General features: G+C 71.1%; 26 protein-coding genes and 1 tRNA gene. 12 read left to right on the top strand and 15 right to left on the bottom strand.

Annotated elements, in window-relative coordinates:
* The 3 genes from BN1056_RS09465 to BN1056_RS09475 form a co-directional block, all read left to right on the top strand.
* Positions 1-216, top strand: a 216-nt coding sequence (locus BN1056_RS09465) for a hypothetical protein (protein WP_210580666.1), incomplete at its 5' end; no start/stop codon positions are given.
* A gap of 49 nt (positions 217-265) precedes the next feature.
* Positions 266-913 (top strand): hypothetical protein, encoded by a 648-nt coding sequence (locus tag BN1056_RS09470; RefSeq protein WP_210580668.1) that lies wholly within the window; start codon positions 266-268, stop codon positions 911-913.
* 280 nt (positions 914-1,193) lie between these two features.
* Positions 1,194-1,841: a hypothetical protein gene (locus BN1056_RS09475; protein WP_210580670.1), complete on the top strand. Its 648-nt coding sequence runs from the start codon at positions 1,194-1,196 to the stop codon at positions 1,839-1,841.
* A gap of 29 nt (positions 1,842-1,870) precedes the next feature.
* Here BN1056_RS09475 and BN1056_RS09480 read toward each other — a convergent pair whose 3' ends face one another.
* Genes BN1056_RS09480 through BN1056_RS09490 form a run of 3 tightly spaced genes read right to left on the bottom strand, consistent with a single transcriptional unit; the run spans position 1,871 to position 4,361 of the window.
* A complete protein-coding gene (locus tag BN1056_RS09480; RefSeq protein WP_244671627.1) occupies positions 1,871-3,034 on the bottom strand; it encodes a hypothetical protein in 1,164 nt (387 codons plus the stop codon).
* Positions 3,031-3,666 (bottom strand): dCTP deaminase, encoded by a 636-nt coding sequence (gene dcd / locus BN1056_RS09485; RefSeq protein ID WP_210580672.1) that lies wholly within the window; start codon positions 3,664-3,666, stop codon positions 3,031-3,033. Before dcd ends, BN1056_RS09480 begins: the two co-directional genes overlap by 4 nt.
* Positions 3,667-3,725: 59 nt before the next feature.
* Positions 3,726-4,361, bottom strand: a complete 636-nt coding sequence (locus tag BN1056_RS09490) for a TM2 domain-containing protein (protein ID WP_210580674.1) — start codon at positions 4,359-4,361, stop codon at positions 3,726-3,728.
* 169 nt (positions 4,362-4,530) lie between these two features.
* Between BN1056_RS09490 and BN1056_RS09495 the strand changes: the two genes are divergently transcribed.
* Positions 4,531-4,604: transfer RNA gene (locus BN1056_RS09495), tRNA-Gly, on the top strand.
* A 35-nt stretch (positions 4,605-4,639) separates the two neighbouring features.
* Here the strand turns inward: BN1056_RS09495 and BN1056_RS09500 are convergent.
* Positions 4,640-5,431 (bottom strand): M50 family metallopeptidase, encoded by a 792-nt coding sequence (locus BN1056_RS09500; RefSeq protein ID WP_425306120.1) that lies wholly within the window; start codon positions 5,429-5,431, stop codon positions 4,640-4,642.
* A gap of 278 nt (positions 5,432-5,709) precedes the next feature.
* Here BN1056_RS09500 and BN1056_RS09505 point away from each other — a divergent pair, with 278 nt between their 5' ends.
* Together BN1056_RS09505 and BN1056_RS09510 are read left to right on the top strand one after the other, a co-directional pair.
* Positions 5,710-6,279, top strand: a complete 570-nt coding sequence (locus BN1056_RS09505) for a (deoxy)nucleoside triphosphate pyrophosphohydrolase (RefSeq protein ID WP_210580676.1) — start codon at positions 5,710-5,712, stop codon at positions 6,277-6,279.
* Positions 6,280-6,321: 42 nt separating this feature from the next.
* Entirely contained in the window at positions 6,322-6,993 is a 672-nt protein-coding gene (locus tag BN1056_RS09510) for a TetR/AcrR family transcriptional regulator (protein ID WP_210580678.1), read from the top strand.
* Positions 6,994-7,031: 38 nt separating this feature from the next.
* Here BN1056_RS09510 and BN1056_RS09515 read toward each other — a convergent pair whose 3' ends face one another.
* The 9 genes from BN1056_RS09515 to BN1056_RS09555 form a co-directional block, all read right to left on the bottom strand.
* Positions 7,032-7,955 (bottom strand): hypothetical protein, encoded by a 924-nt coding sequence (locus tag BN1056_RS09515; protein WP_210580680.1) that lies wholly within the window; start codon positions 7,953-7,955, stop codon positions 7,032-7,034.
* The gene (locus BN1056_RS09520) at positions 7,952-9,034 is read right to left on the bottom strand and encodes a vWA domain-containing protein (RefSeq protein WP_210580681.1); all 1,083 of its coding nucleotides are present in this window, start codon (positions 9,032-9,034) and stop codon (positions 7,952-7,954) included. Before BN1056_RS09520 ends, BN1056_RS09515 begins: the two co-directional genes overlap by 4 nt.
* Positions 9,031-10,083 (bottom strand): vWA domain-containing protein, encoded by a 1,053-nt coding sequence (locus BN1056_RS09525; RefSeq protein WP_210580683.1) that lies wholly within the window; start codon positions 10,081-10,083, stop codon positions 9,031-9,033. The genes BN1056_RS09520 and BN1056_RS09525 overlap by 4 nt, the downstream gene beginning before the upstream one ends.
* Positions 10,077-10,598: an alpha-amylase gene (locus BN1056_RS09530; protein WP_210580685.1), complete on the bottom strand. Its 522-nt coding sequence runs from the start codon at positions 10,596-10,598 to the stop codon at positions 10,077-10,079. The genes BN1056_RS09525 and BN1056_RS09530 overlap by 7 nt, the downstream gene beginning before the upstream one ends.
* A gap of 2 nt (positions 10,599-10,600) precedes the next feature.
* Positions 10,601-11,596, bottom strand: coding sequence for a DUF58 domain-containing protein (locus BN1056_RS09535; RefSeq protein ID WP_210580687.1), 996 nt, complete (start codon positions 11,594-11,596; stop codon positions 10,601-10,603).
* A gap of 13 nt (positions 11,597-11,609) precedes the next feature.
* The gene (locus BN1056_RS09540; protein WP_210580690.1) at positions 11,610-12,854 is read right to left on the bottom strand and encodes an AAA family ATPase; all 1,245 of its coding nucleotides are present in this window, start codon (positions 12,852-12,854) and stop codon (positions 11,610-11,612) included.
* A 134-nt stretch (positions 12,855-12,988) separates the two neighbouring features.
* Positions 12,989-13,837, bottom strand: coding sequence for an FHA domain-containing protein (locus BN1056_RS09545; protein WP_244671629.1), 849 nt, complete (start codon positions 13,835-13,837; stop codon positions 12,989-12,991).
* A gap of 109 nt (positions 13,838-13,946) precedes the next feature.
* A complete protein-coding gene (locus BN1056_RS09550) occupies positions 13,947-14,882 on the bottom strand; it encodes an FHA domain-containing protein (protein WP_210580692.1) in 936 nt (311 codons plus the stop codon).
* Positions 14,883-14,887: 5 nt separating this feature from the next.
* Complete coding sequence (locus BN1056_RS09555; RefSeq protein WP_210580694.1) at positions 14,888-15,712, bottom strand: PP2C family protein-serine/threonine phosphatase; 825 nt, start codon at positions 15,710-15,712, stop codon at positions 14,888-14,890.
* Positions 15,713-15,872: 160 nt separating this feature from the next.
* On the opposite strand from BN1056_RS09555, the gene BN1056_RS09560 reads away from it, so the two are divergent.
* The 4 genes from BN1056_RS09560 (at position 15,873) to BN1056_RS09575 (ending at position 20,953) form a co-directional block, all read left to right on the top strand.
* On the top strand, positions 15,873-17,042 hold the full coding sequence (locus tag BN1056_RS09560; RefSeq protein WP_210580696.1) for a variant leucine-rich repeat-containing protein: 1,170 nt from the start codon (positions 15,873-15,875) through the stop codon (positions 17,040-17,042).
* Positions 17,043-17,104: 62 nt separating this feature from the next.
* Positions 17,105-18,409, top strand: a complete 1,305-nt coding sequence (locus BN1056_RS09565) for an MFS transporter (protein ID WP_210580698.1) — start codon at positions 17,105-17,107, stop codon at positions 18,407-18,409.
* A gap of 10 nt (positions 18,410-18,419) precedes the next feature.
* The gene (locus BN1056_RS09570; protein ID WP_244671630.1) at positions 18,420-19,682 is read left to right on the top strand and encodes a glycosyltransferase 87 family protein; all 1,263 of its coding nucleotides are present in this window, start codon (positions 18,420-18,422) and stop codon (positions 19,680-19,682) included.
* Between the two features lie 110 nt (positions 19,683-19,792).
* The gene (locus BN1056_RS09575) at positions 19,793-20,953 is read left to right on the top strand and encodes an App1 family protein phosphatidate phosphatase (protein WP_210580702.1); all 1,161 of its coding nucleotides are present in this window, start codon (positions 19,793-19,795) and stop codon (positions 20,951-20,953) included.
* Positions 20,954-21,076: 123 nt separating this feature from the next.
* Here the strand turns inward: BN1056_RS09575 and BN1056_RS09580 are convergent, their stop codons facing one another.
* The gene (locus BN1056_RS09580; RefSeq protein ID WP_244671631.1) at positions 21,077-21,901 is read right to left on the bottom strand and encodes a VIT1/CCC1 transporter family protein; all 825 of its coding nucleotides are present in this window, start codon (positions 21,899-21,901) and stop codon (positions 21,077-21,079) included.
* Positions 21,902-22,108: 207 nt separating this feature from the next.
* On the opposite strand from BN1056_RS09580, the gene BN1056_RS09585 reads away from it, so the two are divergent.
* Positions 22,109-22,423 carry a protoporphyrinogen oxidase gene (locus BN1056_RS09585; protein WP_073328021.1) on the top strand — a complete coding sequence of 105 codons (315 nt, stop codon included), beginning with the start codon at positions 22,109-22,111 and terminating at the stop codon, positions 22,421-22,423.
* An 82-nt stretch (positions 22,424-22,505) separates the two neighbouring features.
* On the top strand, positions 22,506-23,423 hold the full coding sequence (locus BN1056_RS09590) for a cation diffusion facilitator family transporter (protein ID WP_210580704.1): 918 nt from the start codon (positions 22,506-22,508) through the stop codon (positions 23,421-23,423).
* A 12-nt stretch (positions 23,424-23,435) separates the two neighbouring features.
* Here the strand turns inward: BN1056_RS09590 and BN1056_RS09595 are convergent.
* Positions 23,436-24,222 (bottom strand): ATP-binding cassette domain-containing protein (locus tag BN1056_RS09595; protein WP_244671632.1); only part of this gene is annotated, 787 nt, incomplete at its 5' end.

Genomic DNA, 24,222 nt, shown 5'->3' on the forward strand with positions numbered 1-24,222 from the left:
AACCTCATGAACAAACCCTGGGGCGAACACATCATCCCCGACATACAGCAACAGGCATGGGACCAGGTCGCGGCCGTGCGCGCCACCGGCACCAACACCCCCATCCACTGGCACATCGCCGAACAAGAACTATACGAACGACTCCTCGAGCTCCAGAAGCACAACAAGTTTCCTGCCACGATCAAGCTCTTCCTCACCCCACCCAACTACTACTAACCACCACTCACAACCAACAACAGCAAGCAAGCAGGAAAGGACAGACGCCATGAAATGGTATCTAGATTTCAGCATCTATCGGCCCGGCCTTGACCAGCGAATGGATGAGTCGATCGCCAAGGCGTGGGAGTTCATGCAGGCCATCAAACCCTATGACCCCAACCTCTACCGGTGGAGGGAAACCGCCCGCACCAAGGCACAGGCCGAGGCCAACCCCAACATCGAAACCCTCGACCAACTCCGACAAACCGTCCACAACAACTGGAAACCCGACCTACCAGGACCCACCATTATGCTGTTCAGTGGGGATGTCGACGCCGACGGCAGCAGCCTAAGCATCCAGCTGGGCATGCCCAGTCCCGACACCCACTTCATAAGCCTGCACACAGGCCACAACCTGGGGGCGCGCATTGACGCCGACGAGGACTTCGCCGACTGGCTGATATACACCGGTGCCCGCATTATCAACCCCACCATCGGCGCACTACAACGAGACGGCGCCCCTCTCAACCCCGACCCCGAACCCTACGACTTCGGACCTGGCTGGAAGATGTTCTTCCACCGCGACTCACCCCACTGGGCCCAGGCCCACGCCCTAGCAAGCAAAACCGTGCCCGTAGCCGAAGGAGCCATCCTCACCTACGGCACCCCCGACACCTACACCCAAACCCTCAACCAATGGCCCAATAACAAATAAACACTCAAAGCCGGTTTCGGCATTTGAGGCAAAACTCAGAATAACAGCCCCTCCTGGCGCTCACCAACCTACGAAAAGCAGGTCGCCGCGGTGCGCGCCACCGGCACCAACACCCCCATCCACTGGCACATCGCCGAACAAGAACTATACGAACGACTCCTCGAGCTCCAGAAGCACAACAAGTTTCCTGCCACGATCAAGCTCTTCCTCACCCCACCCAACTACTACTAACCACCACTCACAACCAACAACAGCAAGCAAGCAGGAAAGGACAGACGCCATGAAATGGTATCTAGATTTCAGCATCTATCGGCCCGGCCTTGACCAGCGAATGGATGAGTCGATCGCCAAGGCGTGGGAGTTCATGCAGGCCATCAAACCCTATGACCCCACCTTCCACCGGTGGCGGGAAACCGCCCGCACCAAGGCACAGGCCGAGGCCAACCCCAACATCGAAACCCTCGACCAACTCCGACAAACCGTCTACCAAAGCATGAAACCCGACCTACCCGGCGCTCAGCTTATGCTGTTCAGCGGGGACATCGACGCAGACGGCAGCACCCTAGACATCCAACTGGGCTTAGGACTCGCCGACACCCACTTCATCGCCCTGCACACAGGCCACAACCTGGGGGCGCGTATTGACGCCGACGAGGACTTCGCCGACTGGCTGATACACACCGGTGCCCGCATTATCAACCCCACCATCGGCGCACTGAGCAGACAAGGCGCCCCACTCAACCCCGACCCCGAACCCTACGACTTCGGCCCCGGTTGGAAGATGTTCTTCCACCGCGACTCACCCCACTGGGCCCAGGCCCACGCCCTAGCAAGCAAAACCGTGCCCGTAGCCGAAGGAGCCATCCTCACCTACGGCACCCCCGACACCTACACCCAAACCCTCAACCAATGGCCCCACGCGCAGTGACGTAACTCCCGAGCAGGACCGAAACAGGCCTACAAGCCGACCAGGAACCCGTCGTTGTCAACCACCACTCCCCCGGCGCCGCCCAGCAGGGTGGTGGCGATCTTCTCAATCAGTGCCCCGGCGGCATCGCGCGCCCGCCGAACGTCGGTGGGAGGGTACTCGTGGTGAGCGTCGGCCGGGTCGAGCGGTGCCCACACAACCTGGTAGGCGATCGCCCCGGCGCGTGCCCAGGACTCGCCGCGCACCGCCAGCGGCACCTCCTCGGCCGCCTGAACGCGGATTTCGATCCCGCCCCAGTCGGGGCGCTCCTCCGCCACATCGGCAACCACGCCGTACCCGTCGCGCAGCTCCTCCACGGGAGTTCCCGCGGCGAGGGCCTGCGCCTCCTGCTCGGCCTGCTCCTGACGGCGCTGCTCGGCGGCGCGCCAGGCGGCATCGAGCGCGTCCTCCCCCAGCGTCTTGACCAACCTGTCCAACTCCTCGGACGGGATGGCCGCTAGACCGCTTGGCCCCGGCGTGGAGTCGGGCTGTAGTAGCAAGTGCGCGCCCGGCGCGACTGGGGCGGTCAGCGCGACGACGCCGTCGGGCACGATCCACACGGGCGAGTACAGGGTCAAGGTGGTGGAGCGCTCCGGGTCGGGGATTACCAGCACCGGCTGGGTGCGGCCGCCGGGCGCGGCCGGGTCGCCGGCCAGGCGAATCCCACCGGCCAGGCGGCGGGCGATGGCACGCAGGCGGATCAGGGCGAGCAGCTCCGTGCCGGTCGGCTGAGCGAGCGGGAAGGCATCGGTGAGTGGGTCGACGCCGGCCAATTCCTGCGGCAGGGCGCCGGCGCGCTGCGGCGGGTAGTCCAGGACCATGACCTGGGACGCCCAATCGGGCAGTTCCAGAACCCGGCGCAGCTCGCCGTCGACATGCCAGGGCCCCTGCAGCTCGGCGCCGGGAGCCACCTGCAATCGGGAGGCGCCCACCCAACCGGCATGTTCGTCCAGGGACAGGGCGAGGGCCTCGACCTCGTCTACGGTGACGTCGTCGGCGAGCAGCAGCAGGTGCTGTGTGTCGGCGCGCCCCACCGGGAAGGTGCCGACCGCGGAAAGCGTGGTGTCCGGGAGGGTGATGGCCAGGTCGGCGCCGGCGGTGAAGAAGTCCGGCATGGCCGGGCCTGCGGGCCGGGGCTCTTGAGGCTGGCTCATGCCCCGGTACCTTCGGGATGGCACGCGGCGGCGTCGTCGGCCGGGAAACCGGGGTCGGTGATGCGGATGCGGTGGAAGGACAGATGGGAGCGCGAGGCCGTGGGGCCGCGCTGGCCCTGGTAGCGCGAGCCGGTGGCGCCCTGGCCGTAGGGGGCGGCGGCGGGCGAGGACAGCCGGAAGAAGCACAACTGGCCGACCTTCATGCCGGGCCAGAGCTTGATGGGCATGGTGGCCGTGTTCGACAGCTCCAGGGTGACGTGGCCGGAGAAGCCGGGGTCGATGAAGCCGGCGGTGGAGTGGGTCAGTAGGCCGAGACGCCCCAGGCTGGACTTGCCCTCCAGGCGGGCGGCGACGTCGTCGGGCAGGGAGACGCGCTCGTAGGTTGAGCCGAGCACGAACTCGCCGGGGTGCAGCACCAGCGGCTCGTCGGGGCCGACGTCGACCAGGTGAGTGAGCCGGTCCTGCTCGACGGCGGGGTCGATGACCGGGTAGCGGTGGTTGTCGAATAGGCGGAACCAGCGGTCCAGGCGCACGTCGATGGACGCGGGCTGGATCATCTCCGGGTCGTAGGGCTCGAGGCCGACGTGACCGGATTCGAGTTCCGCGCGGATGTCACGGTCGGAAAGCAGCACGCACCCGATTGTGCCAGGTTGCCGGCGCCCCGGCACCCGGGTCGGGCGGCGCAACGAGCTCAGTTGCTCAGCGGCACGCCCCTGGCATCGACGCCCCACGGCTGGGCGCCGGGGGTGGCGGTGAGGATGATGATGCCCTCGACCAGGCCCCAGATCGCCGAGACCACGGCAAGGAAACCGAGGGACAGCAGCGTGATGAGGAGTTGGGCGACGGCCTTGCCGGTGTAGCCGAGGTAGAAGTTATGGACGCCGAGCGAGCCCAGGAAGATGCCCAGCAGGCCCGCGGCGACCTTGGACTTCTGGTCGTACATCGCGTAGGGCTGACCGTATGCCGCCGCGGGCGCCTGGTAGCCCGGCTGCTGGTAGCCCTGCTGGTAAGCGGGGTCCTGGTAGCCCTGCTGATAGGCGGCCTGGCCGTATGCGGGGTCTTGGTACCCCTGCTGCTGGTAGCCAGCTTGTTGCGTCTGGTCATACCCCGGCTGGTAGGCGCCGCCCGGGTACCCCTGGGTGCCCTGGTAGGCGTCGAGCTGACGGTAGGGGTCGGCGGTTTCGGAAGTGGAGGCGGTTGAAGCGCCGTTGCCCTGAGCCCCCTGAGAGTATGGGTAGCTCACGGTGGGAGCATCATTGGGCAGGTTCGCCCCGTAGGAGCCATCGTTGTTCTGCGGTTCGGGCGCGCTGAAGGGCGAAGCAGTCATGGCCTCATGCTGACAGATGAGCACGGCGGCGCGCAGCCCGTCTCGGGGGTTGTTCTCCCCATGCGCGAGGTATATCACGCTCCGGCTGTCTCCAGGTCCAGGGTGGTGGCGCATTGCACCAGGCCGACCACGTGGTAATCTGTGCTGGCGCCTCACCCAGGTGGGGCATGCGGGTGTAGTTCAATGGTAGAACTTCAGCTTCCCAAGCTGACAGCGCGGGTTCGATTCCCGTCACCCGCTCCACTTGCGGCCTGCGGATACCTGACGAAGCGTGCACTTCACCACAGTTCGGCGACGGCGCGCACGACCAGCCAGGTCGCACCGGCGTCGACCAGCGTCCAGGTCAGCCACCAGAATCCGGCGGGCAGGGGGGTGAGCGCACCCAGCGTGCGGTGGTCGGCGCCGCCGTCACGCGAGCGGGCGACGTCGCCGAGTGACTCCCACGCCCCGGCCAACAACAGCAGTCCAACGCCTGCCACCACGCCGGCGCGCAGCGGCACGGCTGCGGTGGTGTCACCCCACCACCACAGGGCCGCCACCGCCGCGCCGCACAACGTCACCAGTACTGCGGTACGCACGGACCGGCTCATCGCCAGCAGCACGACCAATACCACCAGCGCCACCGCCAACACCGCGCCCGCCCAGCCCGACAGGGCGGCGAGCACGGCGCCCGCCCCGACAATCGCAGGCATCGGGTAGCCGGCCCAGGCCGTGATGCAGCGGCCGGGCCCGCGGCTGCGGCCGGAGGTGACCGCCCGCCCGGACAGGTCTCCCGCGACGACGAAGCCGTGGAAGCGACGTCCAACCAGCATGCCGACGACGGCGTGTCCAGCCTCGTGTACGAGCGTGGTCAGTGCTCGCGCCCACCGGCGCACCACCGGCAGCGCCCACGCCAGCGCGACGACCACCGCCGCGGGCCACAACAGCCGCGGGTCGGGCGGCGTAGTGGCGGCAACCCGGGCCAGAACCCCGTCCCAGAAACCGGCGGCACCGGGGGCAGCAGCTGCGACACCCGGGGTCGGCCCCGCCGCGGCGAGCATTGTGGTGTCGATTGCGTGCGTGCTGATCATGGTCACCGCCCGCAGTCTGCCAGGTGCTCCTGTATAAGGCCGACAGGTCCCACACGAATCCCGGGCCGTGCCCCCGACCATGATTCAGGCGGGTGCTGTCACAGGATGCACCACTTTAAGACGGCTCCACCACTTGTAACATCGCCGGGTCGCACGATGACGCGGTTATCAAGGCGATCCAATGGCAGAGCGGGTTGAAAGTGGTGCATTCCATGACAGCTGAACCCAACCGGCCATGACCCCGACCGGCCTCGGTGCGCGTGACCTAGGGTCGGTCCATGCTCGAAACGCGTCGTGTCCGCCCCGGCCGCCTGGTGGTGGCCGCCGCCGTCCTGGACTGCCTGCCGAGCCCAGGAGCGACGAAACTTCTGTGCGCGGCCCGCGCCTATCCGGCCGAGCACGCCGGCCAGTACGAGTTTCCCGGCGGGAAGGTGGAGCCGGGCGAGACCCCGACGGCCGCGCTGATGCGCGAGCTCGCCGAGGAGCTCGACCTGAGTGTGCGGCTGGGGGCTGAGGTTCTCCCCTCCCCCGACCTGGCGGTGCCGCCGCCAACCCGGAGCTCCCGACAGGGTGATGCCGCGGCCATCTCCGGAGGCATACAGGTCTCCGCCGCACAGCCGGATGGCAGCGTTTTCCCGGGTGACGACAGCCCGGCTTGGCCGGCAATGCACGGCTTCCGCATGCGCGTGTGGCTCGCCGAGCCCATCGGGACGCCGCCCCACCTAGGTGAGGCGCACGCCGCGCTGAGTTGGGTACCGCTGGATAAGGTCGCCGCCCTGCCCTGGCTGCCCGCCGACCGGCCGATCCTGAAGGCGATCCTCCGCGTGCTCGCCCACCCCACTTGCTGACACTTCTCGCCGCTCCGTCACCTTAAGGGTTAGGGTGTCCTCATGCCGAAGATCATGGGTAATTCACTCGCCGAGCACCGCGAGCGCACCCGCCGCGCCCTGTTCGACGCCCTGTCCGACCTGCTCGCCCAACGGCCCTTCGACAAGATCACCCTGTCCGACGTGGCCGCCCGCGCCGGCGTCGGCCGCACCGCCGTGTACAACCACTTCACGGACAAGGAGGACCTGCTCCTCGCCTTCATGGAGCACGAGACCGGCCGCTACGCCAAGGAGCTCGCCCAGGCCCTGAGCAACGTCGCCGACCCCATCGACCGGCTGCGCGTCTACGTGCGCCAACAGGCACTGATCAAGCGTCACTATCACTTCCCGGCCACCGGCCCGCTGGCGCGCTCGGTCTCCCGCGGCACGGCCGGCCGCCTGCACGCCCACGCCGAGCTAATGACGACGATGCTCACCCAGATCCTGTCCGACGCGATGGACGCCGGCGCCATCCCCCGCCAAGACCCGGCGCTGGTGATCCCGCTGATCCACGCCTGCGTGCTGGGCGGCCGCCCCGCACCGACCGAGCCGCGGGCGCGCGCCGCCTACCTCGACGCCCTGGACACCTTCGTGCTGCGCGCCGTGGGGGCACCGACGCCGGACCATGCCGTTCCCGCGGTGCGGTCCCCGCACGCCACCGAGCCGGCGCCCCGGCCCGCCCGCGCCGCCGGCTGACGCCCCGCGGTCCTGCTAGTACTGCTGCTGCCGGCGCCTCACCACTGCCGTCCGTGCCCGCCGCCGGATCCGGTGGTGGAGTTGGCGTCACCGTTGCGATCCTCGAGTTCCTGGCGCTTGGCGTCGGTGGGAGTGGGGGTGGGCGACGGGGTCGGCGACGGCGATGCCGATGAATCCCCCTGCCCGGTGGCGGTCGGCTCCGCAGAGGGCGTGCCCGTGGACCCGTCCGAGGGCGTCGGTTCGGCGGTGGGCGGCTCCGAGGAGGACGCGCTGGGGTCGGGCTGCGGTGGAGTGGGCTGCGGGGGCGGCGGTACCTCGCACTCGCCGGCCGCCTCCACCGCCGCGTCCTGCTCTGCCGCCGAGGTATCCGCGTCATCCGCCTCCGCCGCCTGCGCGGCCAGTGACAGGTGGGTGACGTACAGGTTCACCCGCACCAGGCACTCGGGCGACTCCGGGTCCAGGATGGTGGCAACGTTGCCCTCGTCGTCCTGCACCTGCACGGTGCCTGCGGCAGGGGCGGTCTCCAATGCCTCCTCCAGCTCGCCCACCGCGGCGTCGAGCTGATCGTCCAGCAGTTGGGCGCTGCCCAGGTTGTAGTGCACGCGCCACTGCTCCAGCCACGGGTTCAGGCGCTCCACCGCCTGGTAGCGGCCGATCGCGGTGGCGTAGCTGCCGTCCACGGCCGCATGGTTGCCGGCGAAGGTCAGTCCCCACACCAACAGCATCCACACCCCGACGACGGCGACGACGGCGGCCGGGATCCCCTGCCAGGTCAGCAGGCGGCGGCGGCGCGCCAGCCGGGCCCGCCGGTGATGGGGGGACTCGGGGACCGAGTCGGCGGAGTCGGTGATGCCGACGCGCGCGGCGTAGTCGGCGGCGTCGGCCTCGCTGCGGGCGCCGGGGCGGAAGGCGTCGTTCCCTCCGGGCAGGCCGGTGGGGTCCGGGGTGCCGGCGGTAGTCATCGGGGGCCTCCTGCCTGGCTCGGTCGGGTGCCGACGGCGGGGCGGGCCAGGTCCTGCACGGCCCGGTCGGCGCGGATGAGGGCGGCGCCCTCCCAGATGAGCAGGCCGGCGGCGATCACGCCCAGCGGCCAGACCACGTAGGTGGTGTAGCGCTTGCGCTCGCGGCCGTCGGACAGAACCTGTTCGACGTCCTGATCGGTGAAGGTGCTGGCGGGGTCGTCGTCACTACCGGTGCGCTGGAGGTAGGTGATCCCCAGGGCGTCGGCGACGGACTGCAATTCGGCGGTGTCGGGGACGGACACGGCCGCCTCGCCGGTTTCCGGGTCCACGATGTAGTCGGCACCGTCGCTCCCGGAGCCGTCGAAGGCGCGCATCGAGCCGCCGGACTCGGTGCCGTAGCCGAGCACCGCGCCACCGTCGACCACCTCCGCCAGCTGTTCCCAACTGGTCCCGGCGGCTGCGGCCTCGTCGGCGCCGGCACCGTCGTCGGTGGCCTCGCCGTCGGACAGGATGTACACCAGCCGCGCGTCCTCGGGACTGGAGTCGGCGGCCGCGGTGAGGGTCTGGGTCAACAGCGGCAGGGCGCGCTCCAGGGAGGAGCCGTGGGAGCGGTTGGTGATCTCCTGCTGCAGCGCACCGATCCAGGCGTCGACGGCGTTGACGTCACGCGTCAGGGGCAGCTCGCGGGCGGCCGTGGAGTCCAGGGCGATCACGCTGAAGCGGGCGTCGGGGTAGGCCTCGCGGATGGAGGTCAGGTCGGCGCGCACCCCGTCCAGGCGGGTGCCTCCGCCGGCGTCGGGGCCGCCCGCCCAGTCCTCGGCGGCCATGGAGCCGGTGCGGTCCACCACCAGGTAGATCTCCACGTTCGAAACAGCCACCGCCTGCGTGGCCGCCAGGCTGGGACCGGCCAGGATGAGCACGACGACCGCGCCCAGCGCCACGCGCCGCCACCAGGTGGTGCGGGCGCCCGGGTCGGCGCCGTCGCGCAGCAGCCAGCGGGCGGAGACGGCCAGCGCGGCGACGACGACGAGCGCCGCCAGGATCGTCAGCGGCCAACCGAACAGGGGCACCAGACTCATGCGCGCCTCCATGCGGCCACGGCCAGGAAGGCCAGTACGAACACCGCCAGCAGGGCGGCGGCCCGCTCGGGCACGTCGGTGACGCGCACCTGCGTGTTGGTGTCCAGCTCGTCGACCTGGTCGGCCTCCAGCTCCTGGACGATCTGGCCGGCGGCGTCGGCGTCGTCGACCTCGTAGAAGCGGCCGTCGTGCTCGGTGGTGATGTCGCGCAGGTCCTCGCGGGCCTCGTCCACATCCTTGCCGGACACGTCCGGGTCGGCCAGCTCCGGGTCGGCGCCGAACAGGGAGAACAGGCGGATGGACTCGTCCTGGGCCAGGTCGGCCGCCTCGGACACGGAGTAGATCTGCTGCTCGTAGGGGTCGAGGATCTGGTTGTCGGTGGCCAGGATGATGGAGCGCGAGCGGTCGGAGACCTGGTTGTCGAAGGCGAGGGTGCAGGAGGCGAGCCCATCCCCCGCCAGGGAGGAGGCGAGCACGTCGTCGGAGAAGGTGCCGGGGAAGGTCTGGTAGTAGCGCTCCAGGGCGGGGTTGCCGCGCACGGGCACGAAGTCGAGCACATCGGCGATGTCGTTGAACTGATCGCGCAGCAGATCGTAGTCGTCGGTGAGCGGCACGATCGTCTGCGCGGTCGTGTTCCAGACGACCAGCGCCACCCGCTCCCCCTCGAAGGTGTCCAGCAGCTGCGCGAAGGTGTCCAGGATCTTGGAGTCGGTGGTCACCATGGAGGTGGAGATGTCCAGGCACAGCACGATGTCGCGGCTGGCCAGGGACTCATTGCGCACGGTGCGCTCCACCGGCCGGCCGGCCAGGGAGGCGGAGGCGGCCAGGCTGACCGCGAGGACGGCCCCCATCCCCGCGTACAGCAGGCGCCGACGGGTGAGCCGCTCCCGCAGGACGGCGCTGGTCAGCAGGGCGGCGGAGTTGGCGATTCGCCGCGGCGCGGGGCCGCGGCGGGCACTCCTGCCGCCGGGCAGGCGGCCGGTGGCGGCCAGGGCGACGACGGCGATGGCAGCCAGGATGATCAGCACAACCAGCCAGGGCATCACCATCGGGTGACCACCTCCTTGGCCTCGCCGATGGCGGCGTCGGCGGCAGCGTCGGGGTCGCGGTCGAAGGAGGGCTGCTCCCACACGGCCAGCAGTTCGCCGACGTGCCCGAGGGGGTTGGTGTCCAGGGGGCGGCGGTTGGCGCGCACCCGACGCAGCCGCTCGAGAATGGAGCGGGGGCCGGTGGTGTCGGCCATGTCGAGGATTTCCAGGACGGTGGCGGAGACGATGTCCTCACCACTGCGGGCGGTGGCGAAGCCGCGCAGGGCGCTGGCCAATTCCAGATGCAGTCCGCGCAGGTCCAGTTCGCCGCTGCGGTAGCGGGCGGCGGCAGCGTCGACGCGGCGCACCCACTGGCTGCGCTCGGAGGCGGCCATGGGGATGTCTCCGACGGTGCGGGCAGTGTCGCGGCGGGTCACCAGGAAGATGCGCAGGATGAAGGCGGCGGCCGCGATCAGCGCGACCACGCCGACGATCACCAGCCACACGGGCATCAGTACGGGATAGTTGATTGGCACGCTCAGCGCCTCCCCCGGCCCCGGCGGGAGGCCAGGCGTTGGCGGGCCAGCAGGGAGGCGATGGAGTCCACCAGGGTGGCGTCGGAGTGGATGGCGGTGTGCTCGATGTGACGAGCGTCCAGCAGTGCGGTCACGGCGGCGCGGCGAGCCCCCTCGGTGGCGGCCAGGCTGGCGGCCAGTTTTACATCTTCACGCAGAAAGGCGGGAATCTCGCCGGTCAGTTCGACGTCGCGGGCCCGACCCCGGCCGGGCGCGAGCGGGTTGTCGTCGGCGATCTGAATGGCGATGAGCTCGTGCTGGGCGGACAGACGCCGCAGCCGGTCGACCACGGCGGGGTCGGCGGCGGCGTCGGGGTGGGAGGTGTCGGTGATGAGCACCACCAGGCTGCGGCGGCGGTGCCAGGTGCCGACGCGCTCCAGCAGGGTGGACAGGGCCGGGCCGGGCGCGCCGGGGGCCAGTTCGTCACCGCGGGTGAGGTTGTCCAGCTGGCGCTGAACCAGGGACAGGATCATCTCGGCGTGCTCGCTGCCGGCCCGCGGCGGGCGGGAGACCACGCGGGCGGTGTCGGCGGCGACCAGGGCCACCGTGTCGCCGCGCAGGCGGGCCAGGTAGGCGAAGACCTCGGCGACGGCGAGGACCAGGTCGCGCTTGTCCTCCCCGCTGGGCGCCTGGGCGGCCATGGTGCGGCCGGTGTCGACGGCGAGCACCAGCGGCAGGTTGGATTCGCGCTGATAGCGCTTAATCACCGGCTGACCGATGCGGGCGGAGGCCTTCCAGTCGATGTCGGTGACGTCGTCGCCGGGCCGGTAGGTGGACAGGTCGTCGAAGTCCTGGCCGTGGCCGACGAACACGGAGCGGTGGCGCCCGTCCAGCAGGCTGGTGGAGCGGCGCAGGGTGGGCAGGGACAGGCGCCCGCGCACGCGCGCCACCCGGGAGCCGGACCGCCGTCGGGCGGAGGTCGGCTCGGGCGCGTTGGCGGAGACGGGATCGCTGGTCATGGTGGCGGGCCGCTCAGGGGGTGGGGACGGCCGCGAAGATCGCGTCGATGATGGACTCCGGCGCGATGTCGTCGGCCAGGGCGTCGTAGGTGAGCACCAGGCGGTGGCGCAGCACCCCGTATCGCAGCAGCCGCACGTCGTCGGGGGTCACGTAGGTGCGGCCGGCCTGCAGGGCGACCGCCTGGGCGATCTTCATCAGGGCGATGCCGCCACGCGGGGAGGCGCCCACGCGCACGTGCCGCTCGAGCCCCGGAATGGGGCGTGGCCCACCGCCGCGGGAGGTGTTGACCAGAGCGACGATGTACTGCTTGATGACCGGGTCCACGTAGACGCGCTCGACCGCGCCGGCCAGCCACTCCACGTCCTCGGTGGAGATGGGGCGGGTGCGGATGGGTTCCTCGAAGGCGCCGTTGGAGATGCGGTCCAGGACGTCGGCCTCCTCCGCCGGCTTGGGGTAGGTCAGCACCTCCTTCATCAGGAAGCGGTCCATCTGGGCCTCGGGCAGGACGTAGGTGCCCTCCTCCTCGATGGGGTTCTGGGTGGCCATCACCATGAAGGGCTGCGGCAGCGGGTAGATGACCCCGCCGATGGAGGTCTGCCGCTCCTGCATGGCCTCCAGCATGGCCGACTGGGTCTTGGCGCTGGAGCGGTTGATCTCGTCCAGCAGCACGATGTTGGCGTGGACCGGGCCGAGCTGGGTGGTCATCTCGCCGGTGGCGTAGTTGAGGACCTGGGTGCCGACGATGTCGTTGGGCATCAGGTCGGGGGTGCACTGGATGCGGTGGAAGGTGCCTGAGACGGCGGCGGCCAGCGTCTGGGCGGCGGTGGTCTTGGCCAGGCCGGGCACGGATTCGAGGAGGATGTGTCCCCCGGCGATGAGGCTGGAGACCAGGGCCAGGCGCAGCTGCTCCTGCCCGACGACCCGCTGGGAGAAGATGTCGCTGACGCGGCCCAGTAGTTCGCCGGCGCGTTCGACGTCGGCGCGCGGAGAGGCGTTGGAGCGGGAGGTCCGCTCGGCCTCGCGCTCAAGTTCGGCGGATGAGGGCAGGGACTGGGTGCTGGGGTAGTCGGTGTCCGGCGTGGAGCCGACGGCGGCGGTGCGGGCGCGACGCCCGGTGCCGGACCGGGTGGGCGGGGCTGCCGCCGGAGGAGGTGTCGGCGCGGCCGACGGCTGCGGAACCGGGGGGACGGGCGGCGGGAAGGAGCCGTTGCCCGCGCCTACAGCGCCGACTCCCGACGGATCTGGCTGATTGCTCATGAATCTCCTCTGGCTCTGCCCCGGACCATCGGCCCATGCCGGGCGTGCCGCAAGCACATTGTCTCGGGGAGGCTACACGAGCCCCCTGGACGTTTCACGGCACTGTGGTGGGTACTACTCCCCACCGGGGTCTGTCATGCGTCCCCCGCGTCGCGGCCCGAGTCGTGCGGCACTGGAGCGGTGTCCACGCGGGACTCGGCGCCGGCTGCGGCCTGCGCGGCGGCGACCTGGTTGGCCCGGTGCTCCTCGTCCAGCAGGGGCAGGTCCTCGGCGGTCACCATCAGGGTGGACACGGCGTGCTCCACCAGCGCGGCCCGCCGGTTGGAGGCGACGCCGCCGGCGCGTCCTCCGCGCAGCCCACGCACGCCCACCCGGTCGAGCTTCTCGCAGACGTTGTCGAGTTTGCGGTTGAACTTGGTCAGTGACCAGCCCAGGCGGGCGGCCGCCGACGCCGAGGAGGGGATCTCGGCCGAGCCGGTGCCGGCCCGCTTGAGCACGGGCTCGGCCAGCGCGAGGATGAGCAGCCGCTGGGAGCGGGTCATGGGGGTGGCGCCAATGGTGGTCTGACCGCGTGGGCTCGGGCTGTGGCCGTCGATGCCGGCGAAGCGCCCGGCCTCGGCGGTGATCAGGTCGATCTCGTAGGTCGTCGGCCCGGCGGAGAAGGTCAGAATGACGCGGGAGAACACCAGCGGCATGCTGGCACCGGGGGCGAGCCGGGACTGCACCAGCCCGTCGCCGTCGGTGAGCGTGGCGGACAGGCGTGAGCCCTCGTTGGCGATCCACCACAGGCCGGAGTCGTGGCGCAGCACCAGGAAGCGGCGGTGCAGGTAGGGGTTGTCGTCGATGTCCAGGTCACCGCCGCGGCCGATGACGAAGGTCTCGTCGGTGCCGACGCGGTAGACCTCGCCGGAGAAGTCGAGGACGAGCTCGTCGGGGCGGTCGGGGTCGACCTCGGGCAGTTCGGTCCAGGTCAGGTCGCTCATGGGGTCCTCCGCTCACTGCGCATCGACTTGCTTGACTAACAACAGCGTAACGGATGGGCCTGCCAACTGTTCGCCGGGAACACGTCTCGCCAGTGAAAGCAGTCGCGGGTCACAGCGGCGGGTCGACGCGCAAGGTCACGCCGTCGCCGACGTCGAGCAGGTCGCCGACGATCAGCGGCGTGGGCAGGGCGCTGGCCAGCAGCACCGGTGGCATGCCCGCCCGCACCAGCACCGTGCCGTTGGCGGAGCCGAGGTCACGGGCCAACAGGCTCCAGCCGGCCACGCTCACCTCCAGGTGCGAGCGGGATACGAAGTGGGCGGGGCTGGGCACGGTGAGCAGCTGGGTACTCGTCTCGGACCCGGCCGGCGTCTGCGGGGCCCGGCCGACGACGACGTCGCCGCGCACCGGCACGGCCTGCCCGGTGGATAGGGTCAGCACCGCCAGCACCGGGCGGGGCACCTGCCGAATCTCACCGGTGAGCGGGGCGGCGCAGGCCTGGCAGGCCGCCGCGTCGGGCGGGTTGGGATGCCCGGCGGCACACATGACGGCACGGACCAGAGGCGGCGTCGCCTCCGTCACCAGCGCAATGGTGGCCTCCCCCAGCGTCTGGGTGGCGTCGCCGCCGGAGTCGGGGGACGCGGCGGCATCCGCTGTATCCGCCGAGGCGGGCGCGAGGGCCGGCACGTCCGCCGAGTCGACCCGCCGACCGCGTCGACGGCGCCCAGAGCCAGCACCCGGCTCGGGCTGCTCCTCGTCCTCCTGGTCCCCCTGCGCGTGCGGAGCCGCCTCGTCGGCCTCGTCGGCAGTGTCCACCCAAACGCCGGTCTCGGGCAGGGGCACGGACCGGGGCGCGTGGTCCGGGTCTGCCCAGGCCCCGGTCTCCCCGGGGGCGGGCTCAGGGGCGGCGTCGGCGGGGCGCGGACCGCCCAGGGCCTCCAGCACACGCAGGCGCACTTGCGGCGGCGCCCCGGCCGACAGGACGGCGGTGCCGTATCTGCCCGCCACCGTTAGGTCCTGCGTCCCGGCGCCCGTCTGCGTGCTCACGGCCACTACTCCGACAGGTCGACCACGAGGGCGGTGACATTGTCGTGCCCGCCGGCCTCGAGCGCGGCGGCCACGGCCGCCTCCGCGGTGCGCTGCGCCCCCAGGCCCGAGCCGAGCACGGCGGCCAGGGCGTCGTCGTCGAGCTCGTCGCTCAGGCCGTCGGAGCACACCAGGATGCGGTCGCCGACCCGCGCCTCCACCAGGTGCAGCTCGGGGTAGGCGGGCTGGTCGAGGCCCGCGCCCAACGCCCGAGTGACCACGTTGCGGCGCGAGTCGATGTGGGCCTCGGCCCGGGTGAGGTGGCCGGCGTCCACCAACTCCTGCACCTGGGAGTGGTCGTGGGACAGCTGGGACAACAGGTCGTCGCGGAGCAGGTAGACGCGCGAGTCGCCCACGTTGAACACGATCCACGTGCGCCCCTCCGGCAGGTCGGCGAGCACGGCGCCGGCGATGGTGGCGCCGGGCGGGTTAGCCGCCTGCGAGGGGATCGCGGCTACCGCCTCACCGGCCGCGAGGACGGCGTCGACGACGTCGGCACGATCGGTGATGCGGCTCCCGACCAGCGGGAGCAGTGCGCCCAGGGCGGTGCGGGCGGCGGCCCGGCCGGAGGCATGCCCACCCATGCCGTCCACCACGATGAAGGCGGGCGCTAGGGCGAGGTAGCCGTCCTCGTTGACGCGGCGCAAGCGGCCGATGTCGGTGGCCGCACCGACGACGGTGCTCGGCCGCGGCCCGGCGTCGTCCGGGGACTGTGGTGCCGCCAGGGCCGCCGCCGCATCCGCCGAGTCGTCGGGCTCAACCGGGTCGAATGACTCGCTGTCCTCGGGCATCGACGTCTCCTTGCAGTGCAGTAATGCGGGCGGTCTCGTGTCCCAGACGATACCGGCCGGGCCGCCGAATTGTGCTCTCAGGTAGGCTCGGGGTGCCGGCACCCACCGGCCGCCCGCGAAAACACGCGGGCCGAGCCCACGCAGCCACAAAGGATCCAGCATGTCTCAGCCTCAGGACGACCTCGTCGCACGGGCAAGCGACCCCAATGCGGAACTCACCACCCTGCACGAGCTCGCCAACAACTACCCCGGCTTGCGCCCCTACATCGCCGAGAACCCGCGCACCTACCCGGCGCTCCTGGAGTGGCTCGGCAGCCTGGGAGATCCCGCCGTCGACGCCGCGCTCGCCCGCCGCCATGCCGCCGCGACCACGCAGGCCCTGAGCCCGGAGCAGGCACAGGCGGCAATGCAGGCCGCCGCGAGTGAGCCGGGCGCCGCCGTACCGGCCGGCGGGCAAGCCCCCCAGACCGGCCCGGAAGCACCTACCCAGGCCATCTCCCAGCCCGAGGTCACGCGTGCGGTCACTCCCGAGCGCCGCCCCATCATGGAGGGCCGCCAGGCCGCACCCACCGCCGCCTACGCCTACCAACAGCCCCCACAGCAGGCGGGCTACCAGCCCCAGCAGCCTGCCTACGCCCAGCCCACCTACCAGCAGGCCCAGCCCGCCAACCAGCAGCCGCAGGCCGGCGACCAGGGAGTGTTCGGCGTCGGCACCCCCGAGGCGGAAGAGCAGCGGGGCAGCAGCAACCGGTGGCTGTGGATCCTCGCCGCCGTCGCCCTGGTGCTCGTGGTCGCGCTGGTGGTGTGGTTCTTCAGCTCGGACCACGGCGGCGAGGACGCCGCCCCGGTCGCCGGCACCACTCAGGCTGCGGCCCCGCAGGAGCCCGCCACCACGCCGGCGCAGGCCGAGGAGACGCCGTCACCCACGCCGTCGCCCAGCCCGACCGCATCCCAGAACCTGACCGCGCCCGCCCCCGCCGACGCCATCGAGATGGCCGCCTTCACCACGCCGTCGGGCAACATCAGCTGCGTGCTGGGCGACGACTCCGTCTCCTGCACCATCAACGAGCACGACTTCGTCCCCACCGACAGCTCCTGCAACGACTCCAACGCTCAGGCCTTCACGGTGAGCGTGGGCACCGACGATGAGGCCGAGGGCGGTTGCGGCATCTCCTTCTCCGCCGCCGGCGCCTCGCTGAACTATGGCGCGTCGGCCAAGAACGACACCTTCGCCTGCACCTCCACCGAGGCCGGGATCGAGTGCTGGAGCCAGGTGTCCGGCAACGGTTTCCGCATGTCGCGCTCCGAGGCCGAGACCACCAGTCGCTGACCGGCCTCGCCCGCCCCGCCGCGAGTGCGGGTCTTCGTTTCAATCACAACTCTCAGAACTGAATGTCCTCGACCTACGCCACGATCCTGCGCCGCCCCGGCGCACTCGGTTTCTCCATCGCGGGCCTGCTCGCCCGCTTCCCCATGTCCATGGTGGGCATCTCCACCATCCTGGCGATCCAGGAGTTCTACGGCAGTTACTCGGCGGCCGGAACCGTGTCCGCCGTGAACGTGGTCGCCGTCGCCGTAGGGGCACCCGTGCTGGCGCGGCTCGTCGACGCCTACGGGCAGTCGCGGATCATGCTGCCGGCGATGCTCGCCTCGGCGGCTGCGCTGGTCGGGTTGGCGGTTGCCGCGCAGGCCCACGCCCCACTGGGCGTCCTGCTGGTGCTGTCGGCGCTGGCGGGGCTTTTGGCCGGGTCCTTCGGCTCGCTGGTGCGTTCGCGCTGGACGACGATCCTGACCACCCCGGAACAGGTGCACACCGCCTTCTCCCTTGAGGCCGCCTTCGACGAGGTCGCGTTCATCATCGGGCCGGTGCTGGCCACGGTGCTGTGCACCTCGCTGCCGCCCACCAGCGGCTGGATCGCAGCGGTCGCCCTGCAATTGGGCGGCGGGCTGTGGTTCTTCTCCCAGCGGGCCACCGAGCCGACGCCGCACCGTCGTCGGCGGGAGGCGCGCGCAGGCGCGCCGGCGGGCACGGCGCCCGAGCCCACGTCGGGTCAGGCGACCGTGCCGGTGCTGCGGCACGGCGCCGTCGTCGCGGTGATCGCCGTCTTCCTGGCCTCCGGCGCCATGTTCGGCGCCAACGACGTCGCCGCCGTCGCCTTCGCCACCGAACTGGGCAGGAAGTCGGCATCGGGAGTAGTACTGGCGGCCTGGGGCGTGGGCTCGTTCGCCGCGGCTCTCGTGTACGGCTCGCGCTCGTGGCACCGGCCGCTGTGGCAGCAGTTCCTGTTCGGCGCCACGGCGCTGGCGGTGGGCGCCTCGACCCTCATGTTCGCGCCGAACCTGGTGGTGTTGGGGGTGCTGATGGCGCTTACCGGCATGGCGATCGCCCCGACGGTCACCACCGGCAACACGATCACCCAGGTGTCGGTGGCGCCCTCTCAGCTCACCGAGGGGCTGGCCTGGATCGGCACCGCAATGAACATCGGGGTATCGCTGGGCTCCATGTTCGGCGGTCATGCGATCGACGCCGCCGGCAGCCACGGCGGCTACCTGCTGGTGGCGGCGATGGGGTGGCTCGCCGTCGTCATGTGCCTGGCCGGACTGCGCACGCTGCGGCATGCCCGCCCGCACCACGTCCTGCCGGCCTCCCCGCAGGCGGCGGACGCGGACCCCGACCTCCCGGAGCGTCCGGCCTAGACTGCCCGGCGTGGAGTCCCTCAAGCGCGCGCTCTCTTCCCCTGCCGCCGCCCTGATCGGTTGGGCGGCGCTGGCCCTGTCCATCTACCCGACTCTGTGGGGCAAGGACGGCACCGCCACCTTCAAGCTCGACGCCTGGATCTACCACCACGCGGTCGCCCAGTGGCACGCCGGCGGCAGCCTGTATGGCTGGTACGCCAACCCCGACCAGCAGCTGTGGCCCTTCACCTACCCGCCGTTCGCCGCCTGGGCACTCACGCCCCTGACCTGGTGGTCGGACCGGGCCACCCAGGTGGCGTTGGTGGTGGCCACACCGGTGTGCACCGCGGTGACGGCGTGGGCGGTGCTGCACGCCCTGGGTGCGGACCGCCGCGTGGCATGGGGCGCCGCCCCGTGGCTGGCACTGGCCGCGGTGATAGTGATGGAGCCGATCCCCAAGACCATGGAGTACGGGCAGATCAATGCGGTGCTCATGATGCTGGTCGCGCTCGACCTGCTGGTGGTTCCGCCCGCCTCCCGGTTACGGGGCGTGCTGGCGGGACTGGCCGCCGCCTTCAAACTGACCCCGGCGATCGCGGTGCTCGTCTTCCTGGCGCGGCGGGAGTGGCGGGCGGCGGCCACCATGGTCGGCTCCGCCCTCGGGGTGACGGCGCTGAGCTGGCTGGCCTCGCCCAGCGAGTCGGCGCAGTTCTTCTTCTCGGCGATGTGGGACTCCTCCCGTGCGGGCTTCACGGACTACTCCGGTAACCAGAACCTCAAGGGGCTGGTAGCGCGCTGGCTGCCGGCACAGACCTGGGACGTGGTCTGGGCGGTTCTGGCTGCGGCCGCCGTCATTGCCGCCTGGCTGCTGCTGGTGCGCCTGAATCGCCTGCGCCCGGCCGCTGATGGTGCGCCCGCTCCGGCCGACGGCGTGGTCCTGGTGCTGCAGACGGCGGTGGCGATGACGCTGGGGCTGCTGCTCTCCCCCATCTCCTGGTCGCACCACTGGGTGTGGTGCCTGCCCGCTCTCATGGGGCTCGTGGCCGCGGGGCTGGCATGGGCGTCGCCGTCGCTGCTGACGACCGCGGCCGCCGGCGCGGCGGTGTTCGGCCTGGCCATGCAGTGGTGGTTCCCGGAGCAGAACCACGTCGAGCAGGACTGGCCCTTCTGGGCGACGGTGGTGGGCTCGTCCTACACATGGTGGGCGTTGGCCGCCGGTGTGGTCCTGTGGCGTGCGGCCGGTCGCCATATCAACCGACCTCGGCACGTAGCATCAACCGACCTCGGTGCGTAACTTCAACCGACCTCGGCAAGGGGGCGGGGCGGAGAGCCCGCAGCGTCCTCCCAGCCGTCTCCCAGTCCCGTCCCCGCCGCTGCCCGGAGGGGTGTCCGTAGAATGGACGGGTGCCGTTTGCCGACATCGTCCGCGCCGCCGCGGACCAGTTCCACCGTGACTCGATCCCCGTGCTCCGGCGCCGCGGCTGGCGCCCGCGGGTGATCGCCTACGACGGCTACGGCTCGGCCGCGCCTGACCGCACCGGAGTCCCTGCCCCCGACGCCCCATCGCGTGACATGGCGCGCGTGCTGGCGCGCATGGTCATGCGCCCACCCAACGCTCCCAGCGAGGGACCCCTGTTCCAACGTCTGCCCGAGCAGCTGCCGACCACGGCCCGCGACGTGCGCCGTCAGGCCGCGCAGAACCTGCTGGAGGCACAGCGCGGCTGGCGCATGTTCATCGACGTGCCCGTCCCGCACCTGCCGGTGACCGTCCACCTCGGCTCCGCGAGCGTACAGACCCGCGCCGACCGGGAGGGGTACGTCGACGTCGTCGTGCGCGGCCACGGCCTGCCCCCCGGCTGGCACGACGCCACCCTGAAGGCGACGGGAACAGAGCCCGTGACCACACGGGTGTTCGTCGTCGCCCCCGGACCGCGGCTCGGCGTCGTGTGCGACATCGACGACACGGTCATGGTCTCCCACGTGCCCCGCATGTTCGTGGCCGCCTGGAACCAGTTGGTCAAGTACACATCTTCGCGCGAACCCGTACCGGGCATGGCGCAGCTGCTCACGCAGGTGCTGCAGGAGCACCCGGGAACGCCAGTGATCTACCTGTCCACCGGGGCCTGGAACGTGGTGCCGACCTACCGCGCCTTCTTCGAACGCAACGGCTTCCCGCAGGGGGCCATGCTGATGACCGACTGGGGACCCACGAACACCGGCCTGTTCCGCAGCGGCATCGAGCACAAGCGCACGGGTCTGCGTCGGCTCATGATCGACCTGCCGGAGGTGAAGTGGCTGCTGGTCGGAGACGACGGCCAGCACGACCCGCTGATCTACGGGGAGGTCGCACGCGAGCACTCCGACCGGGTGGCGGCGGTGGCGATCCGACGCCTCACCCCGACCGAGCAGGTGCTCGCGGGCACGCAGCTGACCCACCCGGTGGGGCTGGCGCCGGAGGTTCGGGCGCTGGCGGAATCCGGCGTGCCAGTGGCGGCGGGGGCCGACGGCTTCGAACTGGCGCGCGCCCTGCGCCCCGAGGCGCTAGCCGTGCAGCCTCAGCGCTGAACCTCGCCATCGACACGAGTTCCCGCCGGACACACGAGTTTTGGAGCTTTGCAGGTGCAGGGCGCGTGCAATCCTCTAAAACTCGTGTATCTGAAGCAAACGCGTGTACTTGACGCCGATGTGCTAGACGGCGACGCCGATGAGGTGGCCGATGCCCCAAGTGACGGTCATGGCCAGGGCGCCGCCGAATACGTTGCGCAACACCGCGGGTCGCACCGGGGCGTCACCGAGTTTGGCCGACACCGCGCCGGTCAGTGCCAGCCCGGCCAGCACGGACACGAAGGTCAGCGGGATCTTCACACTCACGGGCAGCAGCAGAATGGCCAGCATCGGCAGCATGGAGCCGACCGTGAACGCCACCGCGCTGGAGATGGCGGCATGCCAGGGGTTGGTGTAATCGTCCTCGCGCAGCCCGAACTCGGCCTCCAGGTGGGCGCCGACGGCGTCGTGCACCGTCAGCTCGCGGGCGACCCGGCGCGCGGTCTCATCCGTCAGGCCCTTGGCGCGATAGTGGGCGGCCAGGGAGTCGACGCCGGCGGCCGGATCGGCGTCCAGCTCGGCGCGCTCGCGGGCCACGTAGGCGCGCTCGGTATCCGACTGGGTGGACACGGACACGTACTCGCCGGCGGCCATGGAGACGGCCCCGGCCAGCACTCCGGCCACCCCGGCGGCCATGATGGCGCCGGTGTCGGTGGGGGTGGCGGCGGCGACACCGATGACCAGGCCGGCCACGCTGACAATGCCGTCGTTGGCGCCGAGCACCCCGGCGCGCAGCCAGTTGAGCCGCGACGCCAGGGCGGAGGCCCCGCCGGTGTCCGCGTAGGCGGCTGTTGCGGGCTGGTAGCGGCGCGGCCGCGCGGTGAGCCACAACGCCGTTGGGCAGGCCTCCGGCTCCGGAGGAGCGGGGTTATCAGCCGACGGCACGCGTGGCCCGGCCGAAGCGGACATACGCTCCGAACGGAAGGGACACGAGAGCTGCGGCACACCCATGCTCTGAAGATAAGGTCGATCAATGCGCCTGTATAGCAAAGGTAGATTTACCTAATGAGTTCTCGTCAGACCTTCATGGGGCCTTCGCCCAGCCGAACTCCAGGGTGGAGCCGGTAGGGTTGCGTGCAGGGACCGCACCAGACGGCACCCGTGCAGGAGGAATCCATGGCTAGCAAGCTCCCCTTCATCGTCGGCCTCGGCGCCGGCTACGTCCTCGGGACGCGCGCAGGCCGCGCCCAGTACGAGCGGATCAAGGCGTCGGCCACCAAGCTGGCCGATCAGCCCTTCGTGCGGGACAAGCTCAGCGCCGCCTCCAACCGCGCCTCCAGCTTCGTGCGCGAGCAGGGCGAGGCCGTCACCGACAAGGTTGCCGACGCCGTCAAGGAGCGCCTGTTCGGCGCGCCCGCCGCGCAGCCCTCCCCGGCCCCCTCGGTGACCGTCGACGACGCTGAGGTCCGCCCCGTCAACCAGTCCGACTGACCGCGCCGACTCTGCGTCGCAACCACGTACGCGACGCGGACGCGACTTCCGCCGGGGCGCCCGCTGCGGCCATACTCGGGGAGTGCCATCTCCGCGCTACGCCCCGCCTAAGGACCTGTCCGGCTACGCCTGGCTCTCCGTCGGCGCGGCCCTGGCCACCATCACGCTCAAGGCGGCGGCCGCCTGGCTGACCGGCTCGGTCGGGCTGCTATCCGACGCCGCCGAGTCCCTGGTGAACCTGGTAGCCGCCCTGGTGGCGGTGGTCGTGCTCAAGATCGCCATCCGCCCCGCCGACGACGACCACCAGTTCGGCCACTCCAAGGCGGAGTACTTCTCCTCCGTGTGCGAAGGCGCCATGATCTTCGTGGCCGCCGCCTTCATCATCTTCTCCGCGGTGGAGCGGATCATCACCCCGGTCATGCCGGAGCGGCTGAGCCTGGGCCTGGTGATCTCGGTCGGCGCCTCCCTCATCAACGCGCTGGTTGCCTGGGTGCTGCTGCGCAAGGGCCGCGCCGAGCACTCGGCAACACTCGTCGCCGACGCCAAGCACCTGCTGACCGACGTGATCACCTCCGCGGCCGTGCTGCTGGGGGTGGGCCTGGTGGCCGTCTTCCATTCGCCGGTGCTCGACGCCGTCGTCGCACTGGGAGCGGGCCTGAACATCATGTGGACCGGATTCCAGCTGATCCGCGACTCGGTGGCCGGACTCATGGATGTGGCCCCGGACCGGGAGGCGCTGGAGCGGATCAACGCCATCCTGGACGAGCGACGCCGCGCCGGAGTGGTGGACTTCCACGCGGTGCGCGTCCGCGAGGCGGGCAGCCGCCGCTTCGCCCACCTGCACGTGCTGGTTCCGGGCGCCTGGACGGTCAAGCAGGGCCACGACTACACCGAGGCGCTGATCGATGAGTTGGTCTCCGCCGACCCCAGCCTGCGGGTCTCCGCCCACCTGGAGCCGATCGAGGACCCGCTGTCCTATGCCGACGTCGAGGACGTCTGACGGTCCGACCCCTCAGCCCTGGCGGGCGCGCAGCCGCGCCAGCGGACCGTCGGCCTCCGCCAGCAGCTCCCGCGGGGCGCCGGACTGCACCACGCGGCCGCCGTCGAGCACGACGACGTGATCGGCCTGCTCGATGCGGTGCAGCCGGTGGGTGATCTCCACGACCGTGGCCCCGCGCCGCGCCGCCCAGTCGTGCACGCCATCACGCACGCGCGCGTCGACGGCGGGGTCGAGGTGACTGGTGAACTCGTCCAACACCAGCACGTCCGGCTCGGCCAGCAGGGCGCGCGCCAAGGCGAGCCGCTGGCGCTGCCCGCCGGAGACGGAGGCGCCGCGCTCGCCGAGCAGGGTGTCGTAGCCGGCGGGCATGGCCGCCACCTCCTCATGCAGCGCAGCGACCCGGCAGGCCGCCTCGACCTGCTCGCGGGTGGCTCCGGGACGGGCCAGGCGCACGTTGTCGGCCACGCTCATGCGGAACAGGTGCGCCTCCTGGCTCACCAGCGCCACCCGGCCACGCAGGCCGTCGGCCGCCGCCTCGCGCAGGTCGACGCCGCCCACGCGCACCCGCCCGCGATCGGGATCGTCGAAGCGCAGCGCCAGCCGCGCGAGCGTCGTCTTACCCGAGCCGGAGACCCCCACCAGACAGGTCCACTGTTCGGCCGCCGCGCGCACGCTCACCCCGCGCAGGGATGGGCGCGAGGCCCCCGGGTAGGTGTAGTCGAGGTCCTCCCAGGCGATGCCGAGGGCGCCGGGCGGCAGCACAGCGGCGCCGTCGGGCAGTTCGACGGGGGCGGTGGCC

The sequence above is a fragment of the Actinomyces succiniciruminis genome, assembly GCF_900002405.1.
Lineage (GTDB): Bacteria > Actinomycetota > Actinomycetes > Actinomycetales > Actinomycetaceae > Actinomyces > Actinomyces succiniciruminis.

What these genes read in the sequence shown, in the direction of transcription:
- BN1056_RS09560 (WP_210580696.1), top strand. Translation starts at nt 15,873, where the DNA reads ATGTCTCAGCCTCAGGACGACCTCGTCGCACGGGCAAGCGACCCCAAT.
- BN1056_RS09545 (WP_244671629.1), bottom strand. Translation starts at nt 13,837, where the DNA reads ATGAGCGACCTGACCTGGACCGAACTGCCCGAGGTCGACCCCGACCGC.
- BN1056_RS09580 (WP_244671631.1), bottom strand. Translation starts at nt 21,901, where the DNA reads ATGTCCGCTTCGGCCGGGCCACGCGTGCCGTCGGCTGATAACCCCGCT.
- BN1056_RS09525 (WP_210580683.1), bottom strand. Translation starts at nt 10,083, where the DNA reads ATGGTGATGCCCTGGCTGGTTGTGCTGATCATCCTGGCTGCCATCGCC.
- BN1056_RS09535 (WP_210580687.1), bottom strand. Translation starts at nt 11,596, where the DNA reads ATGACCAGCGATCCCGTCTCCGCCAACGCGCCCGAGCCGACCTCCGCC.
- BN1056_RS09540 (WP_210580690.1), bottom strand. Translation starts at nt 12,854, where the DNA reads ATGAGCAATCAGCCAGATCCGTCGGGAGTCGGCGCTGTAGGCGCGGGC.
- BN1056_RS09555 (WP_210580694.1), bottom strand. Translation starts at nt 15,712, where the DNA reads ATGCCCGAGGACAGCGAGTCATTCGACCCGGTTGAGCCCGACGACTCG.
- BN1056_RS09510 (WP_210580678.1), top strand. Translation starts at nt 6,322, where the DNA reads ATGCCGAAGATCATGGGTAATTCACTCGCCGAGCACCGCGAGCGCACC.
- BN1056_RS09565 (WP_210580698.1), top strand. Translation starts at nt 17,105, where the DNA reads ATGTCCTCGACCTACGCCACGATCCTGCGCCGCCCCGGCGCACTCGGT.
- BN1056_RS09470 (WP_210580668.1), top strand. Translation starts at nt 266, where the DNA reads ATGAAATGGTATCTAGATTTCAGCATCTATCGGCCCGGCCTTGACCAG.
- BN1056_RS09475 (WP_210580670.1), top strand. Translation starts at nt 1,194, where the DNA reads ATGAAATGGTATCTAGATTTCAGCATCTATCGGCCCGGCCTTGACCAG.
- BN1056_RS09500 (WP_425306120.1), bottom strand. Translation starts at nt 5,431, where the DNA reads ATGATCAGCACGCACGCAATCGACACCACAATGCTCGCCGCGGCGGGG.
- BN1056_RS09585 (WP_073328021.1), top strand. Translation starts at nt 22,109, where the DNA reads ATGGCTAGCAAGCTCCCCTTCATCGTCGGCCTCGGCGCCGGCTACGTC.
- BN1056_RS09520 (WP_210580681.1), bottom strand. Translation starts at nt 9,034, where the DNA reads ATGAGTCTGGTGCCCCTGTTCGGTTGGCCGCTGACGATCCTGGCGGCG.
- BN1056_RS09490 (WP_210580674.1), bottom strand. Translation starts at nt 4,361, where the DNA reads ATGACTGCTTCGCCCTTCAGCGCGCCCGAACCGCAGAACAACGATGGC.
- BN1056_RS09505 (WP_210580676.1), top strand. Translation starts at nt 5,710, where the DNA reads ATGCTCGAAACGCGTCGTGTCCGCCCCGGCCGCCTGGTGGTGGCCGCC.
- BN1056_RS09480 (WP_244671627.1), bottom strand. Translation starts at nt 3,034, where the DNA reads ATGAGCCAGCCTCAAGAGCCCCGGCCCGCAGGCCCGGCCATGCCGGAC.
- BN1056_RS09515 (WP_210580680.1), bottom strand. Translation starts at nt 7,955, where the DNA reads ATGACTACCGCCGGCACCCCGGACCCCACCGGCCTGCCCGGAGGGAAC.